Consider the following 21,915-nt stretch of genomic DNA (forward strand, 5'->3'; position numbering starts at 1 on the left):
TCAAACCGTTGAACCGGGCAGCTCCGCAAGACGTATACCCCGGTGATCGCGCTATCCCGGCGGGCTGCGGCGCCGGGGCGGTCAACGCTCGCGGGCCGTCCGCGAGGCCGGTGACGGGGCTCCGCAGAGCGGTGGCGCACTTCGCAAATCCGTGGTTAACCTTCCACATCCACCACGTGGCAGGCGTTGATCGCGGAGGGCGAGGGGCGGGCACCGGGGTGCGGAGGTGGGACAGCATGAGGACGGTGGCACGGATGCGGTGTCGGGGCGAGGGGACCCTCCCCAGCCGATTCGGGACCGCGTCATGAGCTTCGAAGACGACGAGTACTGGGAGGACGAGTACAGCGAGTACTCGTTCATGCCCAGTTCCGCGGTCATGCAGGAGCAGCACTACACCAAACGTACGGTCCCCGACCCGGTCATCCCGACCCGCCGCCGGGCCGGAGGCGCCGACGAGGCCGCCGCGCAGCGGGCGAAACGGACCCCCTTCGACGGCGAACGGCCGAGCTGGCTCAACGACCCCGACTTCGAGCCGATCGACACCTCCGTCGACAACCTGGTCGGCGACGACTTCGACGACGTCGACTTCAACCGCCCCGAACTCGGTGTCGACTTCGACAAACCGGACTTTCCGATCATCGACCCGGCGGCCCGGCCCGATCTGCGCCGCGGCGCCGCCCCGCAACGTCGTGGGCCCGACCGGTACGACCCCGCCGCGGGCGAGCGCCGCGACCGGCGTGCCGATGACCGTGAGCCGGGGCGGCCTTCGGGTGGCCGTTCGGAACGGCGCCCGGACGGGCGTTCTGACCAGCGTCTGGACGGGCGTTCGGACCAGCGCCCGGACGGGCGTTCTGACCAGCGTCTGGACGGGCGTTCGGACCAGCGCTCGGACGGGCGTTCGGAGCGGCGCGACAGCCGGTATGCCGAGCCTCGGTACCGGGATGAGGCGCCCGGCGGCCGGGACGGCTACGAGCGCGGCTACCGGGACGACTGGGACGACCGCAGGCAGCCCTCCCGCCGGGACCGCGACGACCGCCGTGAGCCCGCTCGCGCCGACTGGAACGAACCGGTACGCGACGACCGCCGGGACCCCCGGGCCGATCGGGCGGGTTCTCGCGGCTCCCGCGACGTCCGGGACCCGCGCGACCCTCGGGATCTTCGCGACACTTCCGACATCCGCGGCGCACGGGACCCCCGCGACTCTCGGGATCTTCAGGACCCGCGCGACTCTCGTGAGGTCCGGGACACTCGCGACCTTCGGGACTCGCGCGATCCGCGGCGTGGCGAGGGCCGCGAGGCTGTCCGGGCGGACTGGGCGGATCCCGCTCGCCGCGAAGGCGGCCGCTCCGAGTGGGCCGAGCCGTCACGGGACGAGCGCCGCGACAACCGTCCGCCGCGCGACGACCGGCGCGGCCGGCGGGCCGTCGAGATCGGACCCGACGAGCTGTGGAGCAACGACGGCGACCTCGGCCGGGAACGTGCCGCCGAGCCGGTCCTCGAGGACGAGCGGCCGGCCGCCGGACGGACCATCGAACTGGGCGCCGACGAGTTCTGGGAGGAGCCCGCGGCCTCGCGGGACAACGCCACCGAGATCGACCCGGAGCGGCGGCGTGGGCCGGCCCCGGCATCCCGCAACGAACCCGGGCGGGCCGCTCAGACCTGGGACGACGAGAACTTCGGGCCGATCCGGCCGCCCGGCGGACGGCGTCCGCGCCGCGACGAGGAGGAGCCCCGGCGGGCCCCGGCGCCTCGCCGCGACGACCTCGCGGTCACCGGGCGCGCGCAGGTGCCGGCTCCGGGTGCGGAGGATCCGTACGAGGCCTCCCGGCCGGACGGGGAGCGCCGCGGCGTCCTCCCGGCCGGTGGGGACAGCCGCCCCGCCCTCGCACCGGACCAGCGTCCCGCCGCCCGGGAATCGGCCGACCGCCAGCGTCCCGGCACCCAGGCGCCCGGCGATCGCGCACAACCCGGCACCCAGGCACCCGGCGACCGCGCACATCCCGGCACCCAGGCGCCCGGCGATCCGGCACGCCCCGGCGCCCAGGCGCCCGGCGATCGGGCACATCCCGGCACGCAGGAACTCGGCGACCTCCGGCAGCCCGGAACCGGGAACGCCGGCGACCCGCAGCGGGCCGAACAGCGGCAGCGGACCACCGGGCCGGAAGCGGACGACGGACAGCGTTCCGCGGCGTGGGACGCGGACGGTCAGCGCCTGGCCGGTGGAGCCTGGGCGAACGGTCCCGGCACGACCGCCTCGGGCGTGGCCGGGAACGAGACGTCCGGATCCGGCGCGGGCCGGGCGGAGGATGGGCGCGGGCAGACCGGGTTCGGTTCTGCGGCTCCCGTGCAGGGCGCCGAGGTCTCCGGCCCGGTCGAGGCCGGGCGCGGCGTGCCGCCGTTCGCCGGCGAAGCCGCGGTGCGCGACGGCCGGGATGCCCGGCCGCACCCGGCGGAGCCCTATCCGGACGGTTCCGGTCCGGCCCCGGCCGGGGCTCGCGGGCAGGCACCTTCCGAGCCGGGTGGTCAGGTGGCGGCCGGTTCCGGCGCCACGGAACCCTCGAACACGGACGCGGCACGCGAAGGCAACGAGCGGCGGGGTGAATCCTGGCGGTCGAAGGTGGTTCGCCTGCTGCCCGGTCAGCGCCGGGCGGCCGCGAACAACCCCACGGAGCCGACAGCCGACCTGACCGACCGCGGGCGCGGCCCGGACGGGTCCGCCGCCATCCCCGCGCAGGCTCAGGAGCCGCAGGCCTACGGCACCGGGCAGGCCCCGCGGGATCCGGCCGCCGAGCGGGGTCAGCCGGCCTACGGCACGGCGCCGGGCACTGAGCGCCACGGCTCCGGCGACCAGATCCGCTCCGGCATGGGGGACGGCGGAAATCAGCCGGGGCCCGGAAGCGGACGTGATGCGGACCGGTCGGGTCCGAACAACGGACGTGACACGGACCGGTCGAATTCAAGCAACGAACGCGGCATGAGCCAGCCGGGTTCGAGCACCGGGCGCAGCGCGGACCAGTCGAATTCAAGCAACGAACACGGCATGAGCCAGCCCGGTTCGAGCACCGGGCGCAGCGCGGACCAGCCGCCCGTAGGCCACGGGCCGGGTGGGCATCGCGTGGAGCCGGGGAACGGGCGGGGAGCCGGCGGCGAGGCCGGTCCGGACCGGGTGGGAGCCGGCGACGAGGAGACCAGGGACCTGCGGGAATCCGGGTCCTGGCCGGCGCCGGGCAGCGAGACGGCCGGTGGGAACGGTCCGCGGGAGGACGGTCCTCGTGTGGTGCGGCGGGCGGAGCCGCCCGTACCGCCGAAGGTTGTCAGCAGGACCACTCCGCCGCCCGCACCGCGCGTGATCAAGGCTGACCCGCCGGCCGCACCGCGGGTTGTCGCGGCGCCAACGCCGGTGCCGCCGGCTCGCGTGATCGGGCCGAACGGGCCGCAACCAGCCGTCGAGCCCGCCCGCCCGGCAGCCGGTACGGACGCCACCTATCGACCGCACGATCCCGCCCCGGCGCAGTGGAGTGGCCCGGACGCCACCTCGCGCGGCACGGTCGCACCGCACGACCCCGCCATGACGCAAAGGGGTGGCCCGGACGCCGCCCCGCGCGGCGGGGCCACACCGCACGATCCCGCTACGGCGCAGTGGGCCGAGAGCGCGGGCGTGCCGGATGATCCGACCGGTGGCCGGTGGGGTGGTCCGGTGGACCCGCGGGGTGCCGCGGCCGGCGATGCGTGGCAGACGAACAACCCCTACGTGACCGGGGAGATCCGGCGGCCGGACGAGGCTCAGCCGGAGGTTCCGCAGCAGCGTTCCCGGCGGTCGCCCCGTGCGGCGCACGTGTTCCCCGCCGAGGGTGACGGTCCGTGGGCGATCGTGCCGGACGAGGCCCAGCCGCTCACCGGGTCGCGGCCGGTGTCACCGGCGCGGCCGCCGGTGGTTCCCGGGGCGGGTGCCGCGGGTCAGCCCGGTGCGGTCCCGGGCGGCCAGCCCGGTGCGGTCCCGGGCGGCCAGCATGGTGCGATTCCGGGCGGCCAGCATGGTGCGATTCCGGGCGGCCAGCATGGTGCGATTCCGGGCGGCCAGCCTGGTGCGATTCCGGGTGGTCAGCCCTCTCCCGCGGCGGCGTGGCCGCCCGCGGTTCGGCCGGACGCGAGTCGGCCTGTTTCGGGGGGTCCGGCCGTGCCGCGACCGGAGAGCGCCTGGCCGCCCGCGGTTCAGCGGGGCCCGGGCGGTGACAGGCAGGCGTGGCCGGTTTCCGGTCAGCAGCCGCCCTCGGCCGGGTGGCCTACGCCTCCGGTGGGGGGATCGACGCCGGTCCGGACGGGACCGCAGCCCTCGTCCCCGGCCGGACCGAACGCGACACCCACGGGCCCGACGCCGTCCGCCGCAGGCCAGGGCGAGACCGGACCGAACGCGACGACCACGGGTCCGATGCCACTCGCCCCGAACCAGGGCGGGACCGGACCGAACCCGGCACACGCGGGCCCGGTGCCACTCGCCGCGGACCAGGGCGGGGTCAGGCGGCCCAGTCCGAAAGCGGCGCCCAAGGCGGTCCCGCCGCCGCCGGGATGGACCGAGACGCGGCCCGCAGCCGATGGTGTCGCTCCTCCCGCCGCGACATGGCGGGAGGCGGGGCAGCCCGCAGCCTCCGGCGAGCGGAGTGACGCGACACCGCCCAGCACCGCATGGCGGGAGGACGGGCAGCCCGGGCTCACGCCTCGCTCGCCCGTGCCGGATGTGGATCGGTCGGCTTGGAATGCCGCGACGCCGATCTCGGTGCCTCCGGTGGACAAGGCGGACGGCGGCCAGAACCGGCAGGCCGGACCCGTGCCGGCGCCGCCGGTGGACGGTTTCGGTGGGCCGGGGCGGCCGACGAGTCCCGCCGCTCCCGGGGTGGCTCGCGCACAGTCGCTGGGCGACCTTCCGGGCGTTCAGGGACGCGGGCCGGGCGGATCGCAGGATTCCCGTCCGGTGGCGCAGCCGGGCGACGAACAGGCCGGCGGCGGTTCCGATGGCCGCTCCTCGGACGCGGTTCGCCGGGACGGGCAGCCGAGCGGGCAGCCAGCCGGCCGGGACGGTGCACCGGCCGGGCAGGCGATCCCGGGCGGAACGCAAGCCGGGCAGAGCGAGCCGACACGGAACGCAAGTCCCGGACCTATCGGCGGTGGGACGACCGCTGGGCGGCCGACGGTGGCGTTGCCGCGTCCGGCCGCGGGAACCGACCACGGCGACACCGCGGCCCGCGAGCGGATCGGATTCCCGCTGACGCGTCCGGGCCAGGCCGGACCGGAAGGGGCGCAAACCGGCCCGGATGCGGCGCAACCCGGACCGGAAGGGGCGCAACCCGGACCGGAGGCGCTCCGGGCCCACGCCGAAGCGGCACCGGCGCAGAGCCACACCGATGCGGCGCCGGACCGGCCCACGGCCGAGGGCGACCGGGCCGCGGTGCCCGCGCAGCCCGAGAAGGACCGGGCCGACATGGTGCGGGACTGGGCCGATATCGATCAGCCGTACATGGATGCGGACGGGGTGCTGCACAACCTGCGGCCGATCGCCCGTCTGGAGACCTCCGGGCCGGACACCGAGCCGCGGCGGTACTCGGACACCGCCCTCGGTAGCGGCTGGTTCGTCAGCAAGACGCCGGCGAAGACCGAGGACGCCACGGGTGCCGATGACGCCGCGGCAGCGACGCCGAAGGAGGCGAAGCCCGCGGAGGGCGAGGCCGCCGGCACTGCGGAGACGACGGCCGAGGGCGAGCAGCCGCCGGGCCCGGAACTGGCCCCGCATCTGCCGCTGACCGCCGCGGACCTGTCCGCGATCCGCTGGCGGCTGGACGGCGCCAGCCTCCGCGAGGTGGTCGACGACCGGAGCGCGCTGCGCGAGCTGGGCGAACGCCTGGACGGCCCGCTGGCCGACGAGGCCGACAACATCGTCAAGGCGGGGCTGCTGAGCGTACGCGCGGAGGTGTACCGCCTCCTGGGTGAGCTGGGCATGGCCGCGGCCGCCGCCCGGCTGGCCCTGGCGCACGCCGAGTCGGCGCAGGACCTTCAGTCGCAGGTGATCGCGCAGGCCGAGCTGGCCCACGTGCTGCGGCTGCGGGGCGACTACATGGAGGCGGACCGGCTGTTCCAGCGGGCGGTGGACGCGGATGTTCCGGCCGCCGTGCGCAGCGTGGTCCACGAGAACGCCGGGCGCAGCTGTTTCGACCAGAACCGGCACATGGAGGCGCTGGACCACTTCGCGCGGGCGATCCGGTTGGGTTCGCCGGAGGACACCGATCTGGTGGAGCGCATCGGCGTGTGCCTGGAGGCCGTCTACATCCATGTGCTGCGGGACGGCTGGGGCCCGTACCCGCGGAAGTCTCCGGAGATCAGGGCGCCGCTGGGCGCGCGCCCGGCCGCCGAGGGTGAGGAGGCGCTCACCGAGTCGACGGCCGAGCATCCGGTGGTGGATCCGCGGCGGTAGTCAGGCCGCCAGGCGGGCCGGGCCGGCCATCGTGCTGCGCCCGCGCCCGCCCTCCTTGGCCCGGTAGAGCGCGGCGTCGGCGACCCGCTGGAGGTCGTCGGGGCCGGTGGCGTGGTCGGGGGCGACGGCGATGCCGATGCTGAGCCGGGTACGCAGTGCCTGGTCCCCGGTGGCGTGCCCCCACGTGTCGTTGATCGTCTTGAAGTGGTCGACGTCGATCATCACGAGGGCGAGGGGGTCGTCTGGCCCGGCCCGGTTGACGGCGCGGCCGATTTCGGCGTCGAAGGCGCGCCGGTTGGCGGCGCCGGTGAGCGGATCCGAGGTGAGGTCACGCAGCCGAATGGGCAAGGCCGTTCGCCTCCGGGGGTCGATCCTGAACCTCATTCGGTACGGCCGGCGGTGATCTGAGGGGTTACTCGGTACGCAGGGCGACGACCGGGTCGAGCCGGCCGGCCCGCTGCGCCGGCACCACCCCGAAGATGATCCCGACGGCCGCCGACACCCCGAAGGCCAGTGCCATGGACCACCAGGTCAGGGCGGCCGGGACCGGGCTGAGCCGGTCGACGAGCAGGGCCGCGGAGCCGCCCAGCAGCATGCCGAGCACACCGCCGGTGGTGGTGAGCAGGACCGCTTCGAGGAGGAACTGGACGCCGATGTCGCGGGGCCGGGCGCCGACCGCCTTGCGCAGGCCGATCTCCTTCGTCCGCTCGCGCACCGAGACGAGCATGATGTTGGAGACGCCGACCCCGCCGACGAGCAGGCTGATCCCGGCGATGGCGGCGAGCACCCCGGTCAGCACACCGAGGATGTCGCCGAGCACGCCGAGGATCTGCTCCTGGGTGACGGCGGAGAAGTCGGTGTCCGGGTGCCGTTCGGCGAGTGCCGCGACGACGGCGTCGGAGAGTTCGCCGATGCGTTCCCGGTCGGGGGCGCGGATCGCGATGCCGTCGATGCGTTCGGTGCCGAGCAGGCGCTGCGCGGCGGTGACCGGTACGTGCACCTCGCCGTCCCGGTCGACGCCGAGGCTCTGCCCGAGCCGCTCGAACACGCCGATCACCCGGAACCGGACCCCGCCGATGGTGATCTGCCGGCCGATCGGGTCCCGGTCGCCGAACAGGTCCCGGGCCGTCCCGGCGCCGAGCACCGCGACCCGGCGGCCGGTGCTCACATCGGTCCTGGTCAGGTAGCTGCCCCGGTCGAGGCGGCGGACGAAGACGGTCGGCGTGGTCTCGAGGACGCCCTGCATGCTGGAGAAGCGGGTGCGCGAGCCGGCGCGTACCGTCTCGCCGGAGGCGATGGTGACCGCGACCCGCGTCCGATCGCCGACCACCCGGTTGATCGCGTCGATGTCGTCGAGGGTGAGCGGCGAGGACGTGGGCGCCGAGCCCGCCTCGATCCGGCCGGGCACGACCAGCAGCAGGTTGGAGCCGAGCCCCTCGACCTGGCGCTCGATCTGTTCCTTGGTGCCGGTGCCGATGGCGACCAGGGCGACCACGGCGGCCACCCCGATGACCACGCCGAGCATGGTGAGCAGGCTGCGCAGCCGGTTGGCGCGCAGCGCGTCGAGGGCGACCCGCCACGCCTCAGCGAGTCGCACTGATCAGCCCGTCCCTCATCACGATCTGCCGCCGGGCCCGGGCCGCGACCTCCCGGTCGTGGGTGACCAGCACGACCGCCACGCCGTCGTCGTTGAGCGATTCGAGCAGGGCCAGGACGGACTGTCCGGTGGCCGAGTCGAGGTTGCCGGTGGGTTCGTCGGCGAGCAGCACCGACGGCCCGGTGACCAGGGCCCGGGCGATGGCGACGCGCTGCTGTTCACCGCCGGACATCTGGTTGGGCCGGTGGGTGATCCGGTGGGCGAGGCCGACGCGTTCCAGCATGGCGGCGGCGCGGTCCCGGCGCTCGCGACGGCCGATGCCGCGGTAGACCAGCGGCAGGCCGACGTTGTCCTGGGCGGTGGTCCGGGCGAGCAGGTGGAACGACTGGAAGACGAACCCGATCGTGGTGTTGCGCAGTTCGGCGAGCTCGTTGGGGGTGAGCCGGGCGACGTCGCGGCCGCCGATCAGCAGGGTGCCGCCGGTGGGCCGGTCCAGGCCGCCGAGCAGGTGCATGAGCGTCGACTTGCCGGAGCCGGAGGTGCCGACGATGGCCACGTAGTCGCCGGGTTCGACGGTGAGCGACACCCCGCGCAGCGCCGGCACCGACAGGCCGTCGAGCTGGTAGGTGCGGCTCACGTCCTGCGCGACGATGGCCGGGGTGCTCACGGCGCCTCGTCCCCGGCGCTCACCTGGTCGGCGCCGGCGATCACCACCCGCTCCCCCGCGCCGACGCCGGACAGGATCTGCACGATGTCCTCGCCCTGGACGCCGAGCCGCACCGGGACGGCGGCGTACCTCCCGTCGCGCACCGTCCAGACGGTGTCCCGGCCGTCGGCGGCGACCACCGCCGAGGCGGGCACGGTGACCGCGCCGGCGGCCTGCCGCACCTTGAGACGGATCACGGCGCTCATCCCGGGGCGTGGGACGGGCGCGGTCTCGCCGCTGTCCGGGTAGCGGCCCTCGGCGAGTTCCAGGCGGACCCGGTAGGAGACGCCACCGCGGGCCGAGGTGGTGGGCAGCAGATCGACGGCGCGGACGGTGGCCGGGTAGCGGGCGCCGGGCGCGGCGTCGAGCTCCGCCTCCGCCTCGACCCCGTCCTCGACCAGCAGCACGTCGGTCTCGTCGACCTCGGCGGAGAGCCCGAGCCGGCCGGTGTCGACCACGGTGATCACCGGGGTGCCGGCGGCCACGTAGCCGCCCTCCGGCACGGCGGCGTCCACACCGGACGACACGGTCCCGGTGGTCTGCGGAATCTGGCCGCTCTCCAGCAGTCCGGCCAGGGATCCGCCGCCGCCGGCCGGGGGTGGCCCGCCGTACTGGACGACCCCGGCGACCGGGGCTTTCAGGGTGAGGGCGTCGACGGCCGTGTCGGCCAGCTGGTACGCCTGCTCGGCCTGCATCCGCTGCGCCGCGGCGAGGGAGCCCATGGCCCGCCCGAGCGACGCCACGCCGCGCTGCACCGACCGCAGCGCCGCGGCCGAGGCGGCCGACGCCGTCTCGTACTGCTTCTCGGCGGCGTCCACCTGATGCAGCAGCGCCGCACGCACCCGCGGGTCGGCGATCTGCCCGGCCGCGTCCCGGGCCTGCTCGAACGCGGCCGCCGCCTGCTTGTCGGTCCGCTTCCGCACGGCCGTGAACTCCACGGTGCCGCCGACCGGGACGCTCCCTCCGGACGGCGCCTGATCGAGCGCCTCCCGAGCCGCGTCCCGCCGCCGCGTGAGCTCCGGCGAGTCGATGACGGCGAGCACGTCGCCCTTCGCCACCCGCTCCCCCGGCTCGGCGAGCAGCTCACGCAGCGTGCCGGCGGCCGGGGCGGTCAGCGTCGCGGCGGTCCGGGCGGTCACCGTCCCGGGGGCCTCGACGATCTCGTCGACCGTCCCGACCTCGGCGGACCCGAGCCGGACGGCGCTCGCCTCGTCGTCACAGGAGGCGCCGGTCTGCGACAGGAGCAGGACACCGAGAGACATGATCACGGCACGTGAGCGGGCGCGAGACACAGAGGCCACTCTATGCCGAGAACGCGCCACCGGCTTTCCCCGAGATATCAAAACCTTTCTCTCGTACGGGCTACGCGCACCCGATCGTCCAGGGGGGCGATCGTCTGCCCGCACCGGGCCGTTGGGCCGCTGCGGGCGTGAGCGGGTCGCAAGCACACAGGCACGGGCCTCCGGCCCGCCCATGCCGCGTTTACGGGTCCGCCCGGTCCGGGTCGCGCTGGGTGGGGATGACGCCGTGGCCCGGGCGCGGGGACGGTGGCGCGGCCTCGTTCTCCGGCGCTGTGCCGTCGGCCGGGCTCGCGCCGTTCGACGCAGGCTCGTCCGGGGAACCGGGATCCGGGGCGGCGCCGTTGGTGGACGGCGGGTCGGGGCGGCGCCAGATGGACGGGTCCGGGGTGGTGGCGGCCGGGACCGCGGCGGGCTCCGGGGCGGCGACCGGCTCCGGGACGGGTTCGGCGCCCGGCCGGGACGGCAGCGCGACGGGGACCCCGCCGTGGTCGCGGTGTGCGGCGAGCGCGGCCCGGTGGTATTCCTCCAGCTCGGCGATGAACTCGGCGTCGGCGTAGACCGAACCGTCGATCAGCGGGCCCGGCCGGCCCTCCAGGACGGCGATGACGTCCTCGCCGGTCAGGGTCTTGTGCGTCTCCAGGGCGTGCGCCAGGGCGAGCACCTCCCGCCGGTTCTCCTCGAGCAGCGCGGCGGTGCGCCGCAGCATCTCGCCGAGGTTGTCCTCGATCCGGTCGGCCAGCGCGCGGCGGGCGCTGATCTCGGGTTTCTCGCCCTTGCCGGGACCGCCGGGGGTGCCGGTGCCGAGGCGGCTGGAGTAGGAGTACGACGACACGGTGGAGCCCATGCCCCAGACGCCCTCCATGTGGGTGGCCACCGCGGTCGCCGACTCGAGGTCGCCGGAGACGCCGGAGGAGCTGTCGCCGTCGAAGAACATCCGTTCCCCGGCGAGCGACGCGAGCGACACGTAGATGTCCGACTCGTAGTGGCTGCGCCAGGTGGTGAACTGGTCCTCCGGCGGGATGCTGGCGACCATGCCGAGGTAGCCGCTGCCCTTCTCGATGGTCGCGATGTCGATCTCGAGGTGGTGCCGGGTGCGGTAGGCGATGACGGCGTGGCAGGCCTCGTGCACCGCGACGGCGTGCCGTTCCCGTTCGATGTACTCGACGTTCTCCGCCGGGCCGAGTTCCTTGAGCTGCTTGGCGCGGATGATGTCCCGCCAGGTGATGGTGTCCCGGCCGTGGCGGATGGCGGTGATCAGCGCCTCGTTGACGGTGTCCTTGATGGTGGCGCCGGTCGCGTACGGGGTGATCGTGGCCAGTTTGTCGATCTGCTCCTCGGTCAGCTCGTGCTGCACCTTGTCCAGATAGCCCTGGTAGGTGCGCACCCGGCCGGCCTTGGTGGGGTAGCCGACCTTGTAGATGCGGTCGATCCGGCCGGGCCGCAGCAGCGCCTCGTCGAGGGCCTCGGGCAGGTTGGTGGCCATCATGACGAGGATCCGGTACTTGGGTGGCGGCTTGGGCCGCATGCCGAGCGCCCGGCGGACGTGCCGGTTGATGAAGCCGCGTGGCTTCTTCAGCCCGGACAGCTCGGTGAGCAGGGCTTCCAGCGTGCCCATGCCGCCGCCACCGCCCATGCCCCCGCCGTACATCATCCTGGTCTTGCGGGTTTCCGGAAGGTCGTGCCGCATGGCCTCGCGGGTGAGCAGCAGCCGCGAGTCGCCGGACAGGTAGGTGAAGCCCTGGCAGCCGTCGGCGAACGGCGCGGGGGTCATGCCGCCGCGCGGGAAGCCGGGCCCGCCCTGGGCGAGGGCGCCGCGGTTGCCGAGTGAGTCGGCCTCGTCGAAGAAGACGATCACGCCGCCGTACCGGAGCGCGAGTTTGCGCAGCTTGCGGAAGAGCGACTTGACCTTGAGCACGCCGACGCCGAAGAACATGTTGATGAAGGCGCCCGGGTCGACGAACACGTAGGGCTTGCCGGTCTCGCCGGCCACCGCCTCGGCCATCAGCGTCTTGCCGGTGCCGGGCGGGCCCCAGAGCAGGATGCCGCCGGGCACATAGCCGCCCTTGGTCTCGATGGCCTCCGGGTTCTCCAGGTAGACGATGTTCTCCTTGACGCGTTCCAGCACGTGGTCCTGGCCCCACACGTCGGCGAACCGGGTCTTCACGTCGTCCGGGTAGTAGACCTCGACGCCGCCCCGGGACAGGAACCAGAAGATCGCGACGAACTGGCCGACCGCGATGAACAGGATGAAGATGACCTGGAGGAACATCGGCGCGACGGACCACAGCAGGGCGGGCAGCTCGAAGAGGGCGAGGGCCGGCGAGGTGTCCAGCACGGACGCGAGCACCAGCGACACCAGGCTGATGAAGAGCAGCCACTTGAAGATGCGGACCAGCCGGAACCGGGTCCAGTCGGAGAACATCCGGTGGGTGAGCCGCTCGAAGCCGCCGAAGATGCCCCTGGTCCACAGCCGGTGGTAGCCGGCCGAGTGCTCACTGATCAGGAAGTGGATCTGGCGCAGCACCTCGATGCCGGACAGCACCATCACGGTGATGCCCTTGCCGCTGGCCGCGAGCTCGCGCACCGCGTCCTCGAACGGCAGGATCGGGTTGTCCGCCATCGCCGCCCAGACCAGGGCGAACCACACCACGACGAAGAGCAGCAGGAACTTGATCCGGTCCCAGAACGGCAGCCGCTTGCGGGTGGGGCGGACCTGTTCGCCGGGTCCCTCGTCGGGTGGGCGCAGTCCCTCGGGCGCGGTCATGTGTCACTCCTCACCGTGAAGGAGGTGGCGATCGTGTCGAGTTCGCCGGACCGCTCGGCGTAGCAGCTCGTGGTGCACCGGATCAGCAGCAGGTAGAGCTTGCTGCCGTCGTTGTTCACCAGGGCGGTCTGGTCGAAGGTGTGCAGGACGCCGAGCCCGAGGTCGTAGTTGTAGACGACGCGGACCCCGTGCAGCCCGTTCTCCGGGGTGAGCACCTCGTCCTGGAGCAGTTCGAACCCGGTCAGGGAGGTGCTCTGGGCGACCGAGTCGCGGGCCTCCTCGGTGACCGGGAGGAAGAAGTTGCGCAGGATGTCGAGCGAGATCGTGTCCCGTTGCGCCTCGGTGGTCTGGGCGACACGCGCGTACAGGATCGGCTCGGTGGTGACGCCGGCGGTCATCAGGTGCTCGGCGCTCGGGTCCGCGGAGGCGTCGTACGCGACCGACCACCACAGCCGCTGGCGCAGGCCCGCGGCGGCCGAGTCGGAGTTGAGCCCGGTCAGCGCGTCGTCGAGCGACTTGGTGCCGACCTCGTGCCACTCGTGCGGCACCTTGAAGTAGGTCTGCTCGCCCGAGTTCTTCACGTAGGTGAACTCGGAGGCGCCACACCCGGCGAAAAGGGTCAGAGCGGCGACGGCCGCCGCTGGAAGAGAGGTCGCTCGTTTCAGCATGGGCGGCTCCACTGCCTGACGGGTGAGTCCGTCCCCGCAGTGTCCCCCGAAATTGTTACGAAAACGCTATTCGGGATTCAGCTCCATCCGCAAGATCAGGCGGATCCGCCCAGGCCACCGCAGAAACGGGCCGCTCCCTGAGGAAGCGGCCCGTTCCACGGTTCGGACTCCGATCAGGTGCCGGGACGGCGTCCGAACACCTTCACCGTCATACCGATCTTGCCGATGCTGTAGTACAGCTTCGCGTCGGACTGCAGCAGGTTCACGCAGCCGTGCGACCCGCGCCACTTGTCGTGGATGTAGGTCGTGGTCTGGTGGAAGCCCCGCCCGCCGATGAAGCGCTGCCAGTACGGCAGCCACACCTCGTACGGGTCGGACCACTCCTTCTTCGTCCGCTTGTTGATCGAGAAGGTGCCCGCCGGGGTCCGGTATCCCGCGTACCCGGTACGGGTGACGGTCGGCTTGGTGTGCAGCTTCCCGTTCTTCATCACCCACGTCGTCTGGTTGGTCAGATCGACGCAGAAGGTGATGCCCTTCTTCTTCGGCTTGCAGGCCGACGTCTTCGTCGCCGCCAGTCGCTTGGCGACGTCGTAGGTGGTCGGGCCGGCGAGCCCCTTGGCCGGCTGGATACCGAACCGCTTCTGGAACTTCACGATCGCGGCACAGTCGGCGGTGGACTGCTTACCGTCGACCGTGACCGTGCCGTACCCGCCCAGCTGCTTGAGGTAGCCCTCGACCTTTTTCTGGTACTTGCCGGTCGCGCACGACGCGGCAGCCGCCTTCGTGACCACCGACGTGGTCACGGCCGCGGCCACCGGCGCGGCCGCACCGGCGCTCGCCGGCGTCAGCGCGACAGCGCCGAGACCGCCACCCACCAGAGCCGCCAAAACGGCCCCGGTGAGGCGGGCGGAAACCCGTCTCGTTGCCAATCTGATCCCTCCCCAGGGATGTGGTGTCCGCACATAGAAGCACAGCCGTCCCACCGGTGACCTGTGGGGAAGGACGGTGACATGAAACCGGTATGCCATCGGCACACGGCCATGCCCGCTTGAGGCGAACTCCGCTCCGGGGAGTCAGCGGATCATCAACGGTGCGTGGCGAGCTCCTGCACCCAGTACGGGGTCCCGCCGGACGACAGCGCCAGGCCCACCCCCGTCTGATCGAGGCGGCAGTCCAGGATGTTGCGCCGGTGGCCGGGGCTCTCCATCCAGTCGGTCACCACCCGGTACGGGCTGTCCTGCCCCCGGGCGATGTTCTCCCCGTAGCGGCTCCACGCGTAGCCCGCGTCGGTCACCCGCGATCCGGCCATCACGCCGCGCGGTGACTCGTGGTCGAAGTAGCCGCGCCGGGCCATGTCGGCGGCGTGCCGGTTGGCCGCCTCGATCAGCCGGCGGTCCAGACTGAGCGGCTCGCAGCCGGCGGCCCTCCGGTGCTGGTTGGCCAGCGCCAGAACCTGCTGCTGCACCGGGGCCTGCGGACTGGACGAGACCGACGCCGCGGTGACCACCGTCCGGGACCCCGAGATCGGGTCACCGGCCGGGGCGGCGCCCCGCCCGGTGAGCGTCTCGCCGTACGAGACGGCGGCGGGCACGGACACCGGCGCCCGCGCGGCGAACCCTCCCGCGACCAGCGCCAAGGTGCCCACACCGAGCACCACCGAAGGTTTCCGCATACCCCGTCGACCCCCTCGTCTCCGTGCGCTCCGGCCGTTCCGGGGCGCTCGCCCGGATGACCAACTCCGGTCGCCGATCACCGGTCACTGTGCCGTTTGCGCCCCGGCGCGCCACCGGAGCCCGCCGGGACCCGCTGGAACGTCGCTGAGCTGCTCGGACGCCGAGAACCGGGGAGCACATCCATCGCACAGCCGCACAGGATTCCGGCATTCTTCCTTCTACCGGGGTAACCCGCTCAGGCGTTGTTGCCGACCACCCGGAGGGTCCCGGCCGGCCTGCCGCGTCGCTACGGTTTCGCGGTGCGCAATCGATACCTGGACATGCTCCGTGCCGCCGCGGTGCTGCTCCGGCTGCGCTGGAAGCCGGTCCGGCAGGCCCCGGCGGCGGCCGAACCGGTGGCCGGGCCGATCCCGGCGGGCTGGCCCGAGGTGGCGCGCGACCAGCCCGCCCCGGCGCCGGATCCGCTGGCCGACGCGGTAACCCGGCGGATCACCGCGGCCCAGCGGGCCGACCTGCCGGTAGCCGGGCGCCCGGTGCCCGGCTACGGGCCGGCCCACGATGCGGGGTACGACGGGGCGCCCTGGTCCGGGTACTCCGCCCCACGGCACGCCGCCGGGAGCCAGCCGCTGTCGCTGCGGTTCCGCGAACCGGACGGCGGCGCCTGAGCAGGCCGGTCCCGGCGTACGGAGGGCGGCCGCACGCCGGGACCGGCCGAAGTACGCTGCTCCCGCCCGTACCAGGAAAAATGCTTGTAAAGGGTTGGCAAGGTGAGCGAAGCTCACAAAAACCTCGCTAGCCTGAAGCCGTGGGAGGGCAGCACGGCGATGCGACGGCCCCGGCGCTGGACGCCGGAGTCCTCGCGCTGGTCTGCCGGGCCGGGCCTCTCCTCTGCGCGCTGCCGCTGGACGAGGTCGTCGAGACCATGCGGCCGCTGGAGACCCGGCCGCTCGCCGGAACGCCGCCCTACGTGCGCGGCCTGACCGTCCTGCGCGGCGAGCCGGCGCCGGTGCTCGACGTGACCCGGCTGCTCACCGGCGCCGACGGCCGGATCGAGCGGTACGTGGCGGTGCGGGCCGGACGGGGCCCGGTCGCCTGCGCCACCGGCCCGGTACTCGGCGTCCAGGAGATCCGGGTGTCCCCGCCGGAGGGGCCGTCGGCGCTGCTCACCGGCGTGTCCCGGGCGCTGGTCGCGGGTGTCGGCACGATCGGCGCCGATCCGCTGCTGCTGTTGCGCGGCTTTCGTGCCGTGCCGGACGCGGTGTGGGAGGCCGCCGGGCACGCTCCGGAGCCGGTCCCATGATCGGGGCGCTGTCGCTGACCCGGTTCCGGGAGCTGTTGCAGAGGCGGCTGGGGTGGACGTTCGCCGACAACGACCCGGGGCAGACCGCCGCCGTGCTGGCCGCCCGGGCGAAGGCGCACGGGCTGACCGACCGGGAGTATCTGGACCGGCTGGCCGGCCGGCGCTGGACCGCGGAGATCGCCGAGCTGGCGCAGGCGCTGAGCATCACCGAGACCTACTTCTTCCGGCACGACGACCAGTTCCGGGTGCTGCGGGACACGGTGCTGCCGGAGCTGCTCCGCAAGCGGGCCGGGCAGCGGGTGCTGCGGCTGTTCTCGGTGGGCTGCTCGTCCGGCGAGGAGGCGTACTCCCTGGCCATGACGGCCTGGCCGGCCCGGCCCACCCCGGACTGGATCATCTCGGTCGTCGGCGTCGACGCCAACCGGGAGATGCTGCACCGGGCCCGTGCCGCGACCTACTCCGCGTGGTCGCTGCGGGACACCCCCGAAGAGGTACGACGGCGCTGGTTCCGGGAGACCGGCGACGAGTTCCGGGTGCACCCGGACATCGTGGCGACGGTGCGGTTCGTCGAGCACAACGTGGCCGGCGACGACCCGCAGCTGTGGCACCCGGCCCGCTACGACGTGATCTTCTGCCGCAACCTGCTGATGTACCTGACCGGTGAGGTCGCGGACGGCCTGGTGCGCCGGATGACCCGGGCGCTGACCGACGGCGGTTACCTGTTCCTCGGGCACACCGACTCGCTCGGCAGCCACCCGAAGGGCCTGGAGCTGTGCCACGACGGCGGCACCGTCTACTACCGCCGGCAGACCGCCGCCCCGCCCGTACCGGCGCCGGAACCCGCGCCGGCCCCGGCCCGCGAACCTCCGCCGGACCGTCCGGCGCCCGCCGGCACCCGGTCACGGGCCCTCGGGCTGCTGCGCGACGACCGCTTCGCCGAGGCCCTCGACCTGCTCGGGCCGGACGACATGCTGCTGCGCGGGGTGCTGCTGGCCCAGCTCGGCCGGGTCGCCGAGGCCCGGGACACCGCGCACCGGCTGATCGACGTGGGCGGGCCGCACCCGGACGCGCACCACCTGCTCGGCGTCTGCCACGAGCTGGACTGCGCGGATCAGGCGGCCGGGCAGTACCGGCTGGCGGCGTACCTGGATCCGGAATTCGCCATGCCCCGGCTGCGGATGGGACTGCTGGCCCGGCGGCACGGCGACCACCGGGGCGCGGCCGCGCACCTGGCGGCGGCGCTGGAGCTGCTGCCCCACGAGGACGAGGAGCGGGTCGTGCTGTTCGGCGGCGGGTTCGGGCGGCTGACGCTGACCACCCTGTGCCGTACCGAGCTGGAGGCGTGCGAGGTGCGGGGATGACGGTGGCCGGCCGGGTGACCCGGTTGCGGGAGGAGTTCGACCGGTCGTTCGCCGAGCCGGCCCGCGTCCTCGAGTGCGGGACCGTCGAGCTGCTCGCGGTCAGCGCCGGTGACCGGCCGTACGCGCTGCGGCTCGCCGAGGCGTCCGGGGTGCACCCGGACCGGCCGGTGACGCCGCTGCCCACCTCGGTCCGGGGACTGCTCGGGGTGGCCGGGTTCGCCGGCGCGGTGGTCCCGGTGTACGACCTGGCGGCGCTGCTCGGTCACCCGGTCCCCCGGCGGCCCCGCTGGCTGCTGCTCGCGCAGGGCACGCCGCCGCTGGCGCTCGCCTTCCATGAGCTCGACCGGCACCTGCGGGTGCCGTTCGCCGACGTGGTCGACGGTTTCGACGGCGGCGGCCAGGACGGCTGCCTGCACGAAATGGTGCGGCTGCCGGACGGCCACCGGCCGATCGTCGACGTGCCGGCCGTCCGGGAGCTCGTCCACCGCCTGGCCGGGCACCGGCCCGTCCCCGAGGAGGTCCGATGACAGCCGGACGTACGTACGGCGGCAAGCTGGCGGTCGGTGTCGTCATCACCGTCCTGCTCACCCTGCTCTCGGTCGCCACCGCGGTGGTCGCCCTGCTCTTCGTCGTCAGCGCGAAGGACGACGCCATCGTGGCGGCGACCGACGACCTGGCCGGCGCGGAGAACCTGAGCCGGACCATGGAGGCGCGGATCGCGGACTACCGGGCCTACCTGCTGGACGCGTCGGCCGATAACGCCCGGCTCACCGAGGAGAACCACCAGGAGTTCCGGCAGCGCCTCGACGAGCTGCGCGCCCACGTCACCGACACGCCGACCCGGCAGGCACTGGACCGGATCGCCGCCCTCGACGAGCAGCACGCGGTGGCGAGCACCGAGGTGATGCGGGCCCGCGCCTCCAACGCCGACATCCCGGCCATCACCCGGCTCAACGAGAACCTGGTCGTACCGGTCCGCAAGCAGCTCGAGGCCGCGCTCGCCGACGTGACCGGGCGGGTCCGGGTGACCGTCGACGACGACCGCGAGGCGGCGTCGAACCGGGCCGAACAGGCCATCGTGCTGATCGTCGGGTTGGGCCTGCTCACCACGCTCAGCGCCGTGCTGGTGGCCCTGCGGCTCAACCGCGAACTGCGCCGCGAGGTGGGCACCGCGGTGGGGCACATCCAGAGCTCCTCGGCCCAGTTGGAGGCCGCCGCGTCGCAGCAGGTCAACGGCGGCCGCGACCAGGCCAGCGCGATGAACGAGATCACCACGACGATCAGCGAGCTGCTGATCACCTCGCGCCAGATCGCGGACACCGCCCAGCGGGTCTCCAAGATCGCCGAGGAGACCGAGGCGGCGGCCCGCGCCGGGGACGCCACCATCGACCAGACCCGGGCCTCGATCACCGCGATCCGCACCCAGGTCGACCAGATCGTCCAGCACATGCTGGCGCTCGGCGAGAAGTCGCAGCAGATCGGGCTGGTCGTGGACCTGGTGTCGGAGCTGGCCGAACAGACCAACATCCTGGCCATCAACGCCACCATCGAGGCCAGCGGCGCCGGCGAGTGGGGCCGCCGGTTCGCCGTGGTGGCCGAGGAGATCCGCAAGCTGGCGGACCGGACAGCGGCGTCGGCCAAGGAGATCCGGGCGCTGATCGAGGACGTCCGCGGCGCGGTCAACACCACGGTGATGGCCACCGAGATCGGGTCGAAGGCGGTGGACACCGGGGCCCGGCAGTTCGACGACGCCACCGACTCGTTCCGGAAGATCGCGCGGCTGGTCTCCACCACCAACGACGCCACCCGCGAGATCGAGCTGTCCACCAAGCAGCAGACCACCGCGGTGGAGCAGGTCAACGTCGCCGCGTCGGAGACCGCCCGGGTGTCCCGGGAGACCGAGACGAGCGCCGTGCAGACCAAGCAGACCGCGGCGCACCTCTCCTCGCTCTCCGGTGACCTGCTGAACCTCGTCGGGACCGGGCACCACTGATGGCCGAGGGCAGGGATCCGCTGCGCTTTTTCCGGATCGAGGCGCGGGAGCTGGTCGACCAGATCAGCGCCGGTGTCCTCGACCTGGATCAGGGCGGCGGTCCCGAACCGGTGGCGCGGCTGCTGCGGGTGGCGCACACCCTCAAGGGCGCGGCCCGGGTGGTCAAGCAGAAGGAGATCGCCGACCACGCGCACGCCTTCGAGGAGGTGCTGATCCCGTACCGGGGTGGGGACGTGCCGCCGTCCGCCGACGCGATGCGGGAGCTGCTGCGGCTCAACGACGAGATCACCGCGCGGGTGGTGGAGCTCGAGGACCCGCCGAAGCCGCCGGTGGGCACCGGGCCGGACGAGCCGGCTCCGGCCCCGGCCCCGGCCGAGGTGGTGGTGAACCCGCGGGCGGCCACCGCCGACCTGGACGAGCTGCTCGACGCCATCGGGGAGACCACCGCCCGGATGGCCCCGCTGCGCACCGGCTGTGCCACCGTGGAGCGCCTGCACCGGTCCGCGGAGGTGCTCGCCGACCAGTTGCGGGTCGGCCGTAGCACCACCCCGGCGACGGCCCGGGCGGCGGCCGGGCGGCTGGCCGGGGAGCTGGGGTCGGCCGGCCGCCGGTTCACCGACGCGGTCGATCAGATCCAGCGGGAGCTGGACGAGGTCCGGGCCAGGGCGGAAGGGCTGCGGCTGGTGCCGGCCGGTTCGATGTTCACCGCCATGCGCCGGGCGGTCCGGGACGCCGCCGACGCCGAGGGCAAGCGGGTCCGGTTCGAGGCCCGGGGCGCCGGGGTCCGGATGGGCGCGCACCTGCTCGGCCCGGTCAGCGGCGCCTTCCTGCACCTGGTGCGCAACGCGGTGGTGCACGGCATCGAACCGGAGCCACTGCGGCTGGCGGCGGGCAAACCGGCCGAGGGGACGGTCACCGTCGAGGTGGAGCGGCGTGGCCGGCACGCGGTGTTCCGGTGCCTCGACGACGGGCGCGGCTTCGACATGGGCGCGCTGCGCGACACCGCCCGGGACCGGGGCCTGCTGCCGTCCGGCGCCGGGCCGCCGGACGACGCCGGCCTGCTCGACCTGGTGCTGCGCGGCGGGATCAGCACCTCGCCGTCGGTGACCGAGGTGGCCGGGCGGGCCATCGGCATGGACGCGGTCCGCGAGGTGGCGACCCGGCTGCGCGGCGAGGTGAAGGTACGCAGCACCCCGGGCGCCGGCGCATCGGTGGAGCTGGCGATCCCGCTGGTCCTGCTCAGCATGACCGGCCTGAACGTGGCGGCCGGCGGCATGATGGTCACCCTGCCGCTGGACGTCGTATGCGGCTGCGTGCGGCTGTCCGCCGAGGACGCCGCCACCGCCGCGGTGACCGGGCGGATCGTCTACGACGGCAGCGCGGCCCCGTTCCTGCCGCTGGCCGAGGCCCTGTACGCGGGCACGGCCGCCCCCGAGTCCGTCGGCATCGGCGCGGCCGTCGTGGTGAAGGGCGAGAGTGGCCTGTTCGCACTCGGCGTCGACCGGCTGGCCGGAACGTCCGCCCTGGTCGCCCGCCCGCTGCCGGAACTGGCCCGGGCGTCGCCGGCGGTCGGCAGCGTCACGGTCGACGCCGACGGCAATCCGCGCCTGGTGCTGGACCCGGACGGCCTGGCCGCCGAGGTGGCCGGCGGGCGCCTGTCCGAAGCCCGCCCGCAGGCGACGGCCGTCCTCACGCCGCTGCCGATCCTGGTGGTCGACGACTCCCTCACCACCCGGATGCTGGAGCGCAGCATCCTGGAGTCGGCGGGGTACGAGGTGGATCTGGCCGCCTCCGCGGAGGATGCCCTGGAGATGGCCCGCACCCGCCGGTACGGCCTGTTCCTCACCGACATCGACATGCCCGGCATCGACGGGTTCACCTTCGTCGAGCGGACCCGCGCCGACCCGCGGCTGGCCGGGATACCGGCGATCCTGGTCAGCTCCCGGGCCAGCGCCGCCGACCGGGACCGCGGCCGGGACGCCGGGGCCGGCGCCTACGTCGAGAAGGGCGAGTTCGACCAGGAGCGGTTGCTGGGCCACATCGAGCGGCTGGTGGTGCGGTCATGAGCGAGCTTGCGAGCGAATCATCG

Annotated in this window: 14 protein-coding genes and 1 pseudogene; 7 read left to right on the forward strand and 8 right to left on the reverse strand. The window is 73.9% G+C overall.

Annotation, left to right across the window (positions count from 1 at the left end; translation table 11 throughout):
* The first annotated feature begins 304 nt into the window (after positions 1-304).
* On the forward strand, positions 305-6,463 hold the full coding sequence (locus IEZ13_RS07915) for a hypothetical protein (RefSeq protein ID WP_183219073.1): 6,159 nt from the start codon (positions 305-307) through the stop codon (positions 6,461-6,463).
* Here the strand turns inward: IEZ13_RS07915 and IEZ13_RS47720 are convergent, their stop codons facing one another.
* The 8 genes and pseudogenes from IEZ13_RS47720 to IEZ13_RS07955 all read right to left on the reverse strand — a co-directional run bounded on the left by IEZ13_RS47720 (position 6,464) and on the right by IEZ13_RS07955 (position 15,171).
* A complete protein-coding gene (locus IEZ13_RS47720; RefSeq protein WP_275408357.1) occupies positions 6,464-6,811 on the reverse strand; it encodes a GGDEF domain-containing protein in 348 nt (115 codons plus the stop codon).
* Between the two features lie 64 nt (positions 6,812-6,875).
* Positions 6,876-8,060, reverse strand: coding sequence for an ABC transporter permease (locus tag IEZ13_RS07925; protein WP_183219075.1), 1,185 nt, complete (start codon positions 8,058-8,060; stop codon positions 6,876-6,878).
* Positions 8,056-8,727 (reverse strand): annotated as a pseudogene (locus IEZ13_RS07930) (ABC transporter ATP-binding protein); the annotation flags it as partial. The pseudogene IEZ13_RS07930 and the gene IEZ13_RS07925, both read right to left, overlap by 5 nt.
* Positions 8,724-10,028, reverse strand: coding sequence for an efflux RND transporter periplasmic adaptor subunit (locus tag IEZ13_RS07935; RefSeq protein ID WP_183219077.1), 1,305 nt, complete (start codon positions 10,026-10,028; stop codon positions 8,724-8,726). The pseudogene IEZ13_RS07930 and the gene IEZ13_RS07935, both read right to left, overlap by 4 nt.
* 220 nt (positions 10,029-10,248) lie before the next feature.
* Entirely contained in the window at positions 10,249-12,831 is a 2,583-nt protein-coding gene (locus tag IEZ13_RS07940; protein WP_183219078.1) for an AAA family ATPase, read from the reverse strand.
* Positions 12,828-13,499: a hypothetical protein gene (locus IEZ13_RS07945; protein ID WP_183219079.1), complete on the reverse strand. Its 672-nt coding sequence runs from the start codon at positions 13,497-13,499 to the stop codon at positions 12,828-12,830. Before IEZ13_RS07945 ends, IEZ13_RS07940 begins: the two co-directional genes overlap by 4 nt.
* A gap of 173 nt (positions 13,500-13,672) precedes the next feature.
* Positions 13,673-14,428 (reverse strand): L,D-transpeptidase family protein, encoded by a 756-nt coding sequence (locus IEZ13_RS07950; RefSeq protein ID WP_229794540.1) that lies wholly within the window; start codon positions 14,426-14,428, stop codon positions 13,673-13,675.
* A 155-nt stretch (positions 14,429-14,583) separates the two neighbouring features.
* Positions 14,584-15,171, reverse strand: a complete 588-nt coding sequence (locus tag IEZ13_RS07955) for a CAP domain-containing protein (protein ID WP_183219081.1) — start codon at positions 15,169-15,171, stop codon at positions 14,584-14,586.
* 300 nt (positions 15,172-15,471) lie between these two features.
* On the opposite strand from IEZ13_RS07955, the gene IEZ13_RS07960 reads away from it, so the two are divergent.
* The 6 genes from IEZ13_RS07960 to IEZ13_RS07985 all read left to right on the forward strand — a co-directional run bounded on the left by IEZ13_RS07960 (position 15,472) and on the right by IEZ13_RS07985 (position 21,892).
* Positions 15,472-15,837, forward strand: coding sequence for a hypothetical protein (locus IEZ13_RS07960; protein ID WP_183219082.1), 366 nt, complete (start codon positions 15,472-15,474; stop codon positions 15,835-15,837).
* Between the two features lie 140 nt (positions 15,838-15,977).
* Positions 15,978-16,472: a chemotaxis protein CheW gene (locus IEZ13_RS07965; RefSeq protein ID WP_183219083.1), complete on the forward strand. Its 495-nt coding sequence runs from the start codon at positions 15,978-15,980 to the stop codon at positions 16,470-16,472.
* Positions 16,469-17,833 (forward strand): CheR family methyltransferase, encoded by a 1,365-nt coding sequence (locus IEZ13_RS07970; RefSeq protein WP_183219084.1) that lies wholly within the window; start codon positions 16,469-16,471, stop codon positions 17,831-17,833. Before IEZ13_RS07965 ends, IEZ13_RS07970 begins: the two co-directional genes overlap by 4 nt.
* A complete protein-coding gene (locus tag IEZ13_RS07975; RefSeq protein ID WP_183219085.1) occupies positions 17,830-18,360 on the forward strand; it encodes a chemotaxis protein CheW in 531 nt (176 codons plus the stop codon). Before IEZ13_RS07970 ends, IEZ13_RS07975 begins: the two co-directional genes overlap by 4 nt.
* A complete protein-coding gene (locus IEZ13_RS07980) occupies positions 18,357-19,826 on the forward strand; it encodes a methyl-accepting chemotaxis protein (RefSeq protein ID WP_183219086.1) in 1,470 nt (489 codons plus the stop codon). The genes IEZ13_RS07975 and IEZ13_RS07980 overlap by 4 nt, the downstream gene beginning before the upstream one ends.
* Complete coding sequence (locus IEZ13_RS07985) at positions 19,826-21,892, forward strand: hybrid sensor histidine kinase/response regulator (protein WP_183219087.1); 2,067 nt, start codon at positions 19,826-19,828, stop codon at positions 21,890-21,892. The genes IEZ13_RS07980 and IEZ13_RS07985 overlap by 1 nt, the downstream gene beginning before the upstream one ends.
* Positions 21,893-21,915 lie beyond the last annotated feature (23 nt).

The sequence above is a fragment of the Actinoplanes campanulatus genome, from assembly GCF_014647795.1.
In the GTDB taxonomy this organism is placed as follows: Bacteria; Actinomycetota; Actinomycetes; order Mycobacteriales; family Micromonosporaceae; genus Actinoplanes; species Actinoplanes campanulatus.

Bases quoted from the DNA above. Each gene is read 5' to 3' on its own strand.
- IEZ13_RS07975 (WP_183219085.1), top strand. From the start codon at position 17,830: ATGACGGTGGCCGGCCGGGTGACCCGGTTGCGGGAGGAGTTCGACCGG.
- IEZ13_RS07955 (WP_183219081.1), bottom strand. From the start codon at position 15,171: ATGCGGAAACCTTCGGTGGTGCTCGGTGTGGGCACCTTGGCGCTGGTC.
- IEZ13_RS07970 (WP_183219084.1), top strand. From the start codon at position 16,469: ATGATCGGGGCGCTGTCGCTGACCCGGTTCCGGGAGCTGTTGCAGAGG.
- IEZ13_RS07915 (WP_183219073.1), top strand. From the start codon at position 305: ATGAGCTTCGAAGACGACGAGTACTGGGAGGACGAGTACAGCGAGTAC.
- IEZ13_RS07985 (WP_183219087.1), top strand. From the start codon at position 19,826: ATGGCCGAGGGCAGGGATCCGCTGCGCTTTTTCCGGATCGAGGCGCGG.
- IEZ13_RS07980 (WP_183219086.1), top strand. From the start codon at position 18,357: ATGACAGCCGGACGTACGTACGGCGGCAAGCTGGCGGTCGGTGTCGTC.
- IEZ13_RS07945 (WP_183219079.1), bottom strand. From the start codon at position 13,499: ATGCTGAAACGAGCGACCTCTCTTCCAGCGGCGGCCGTCGCCGCTCTG.
- IEZ13_RS07940 (WP_183219078.1), bottom strand. From the start codon at position 12,831: ATGACCGCGCCCGAGGGACTGCGCCCACCCGACGAGGGACCCGGCGAA.
- IEZ13_RS07935 (WP_183219077.1), bottom strand. From the start codon at position 10,028: ATGTCTCTCGGTGTCCTGCTCCTGTCGCAGACCGGCGCCTCCTGTGAC.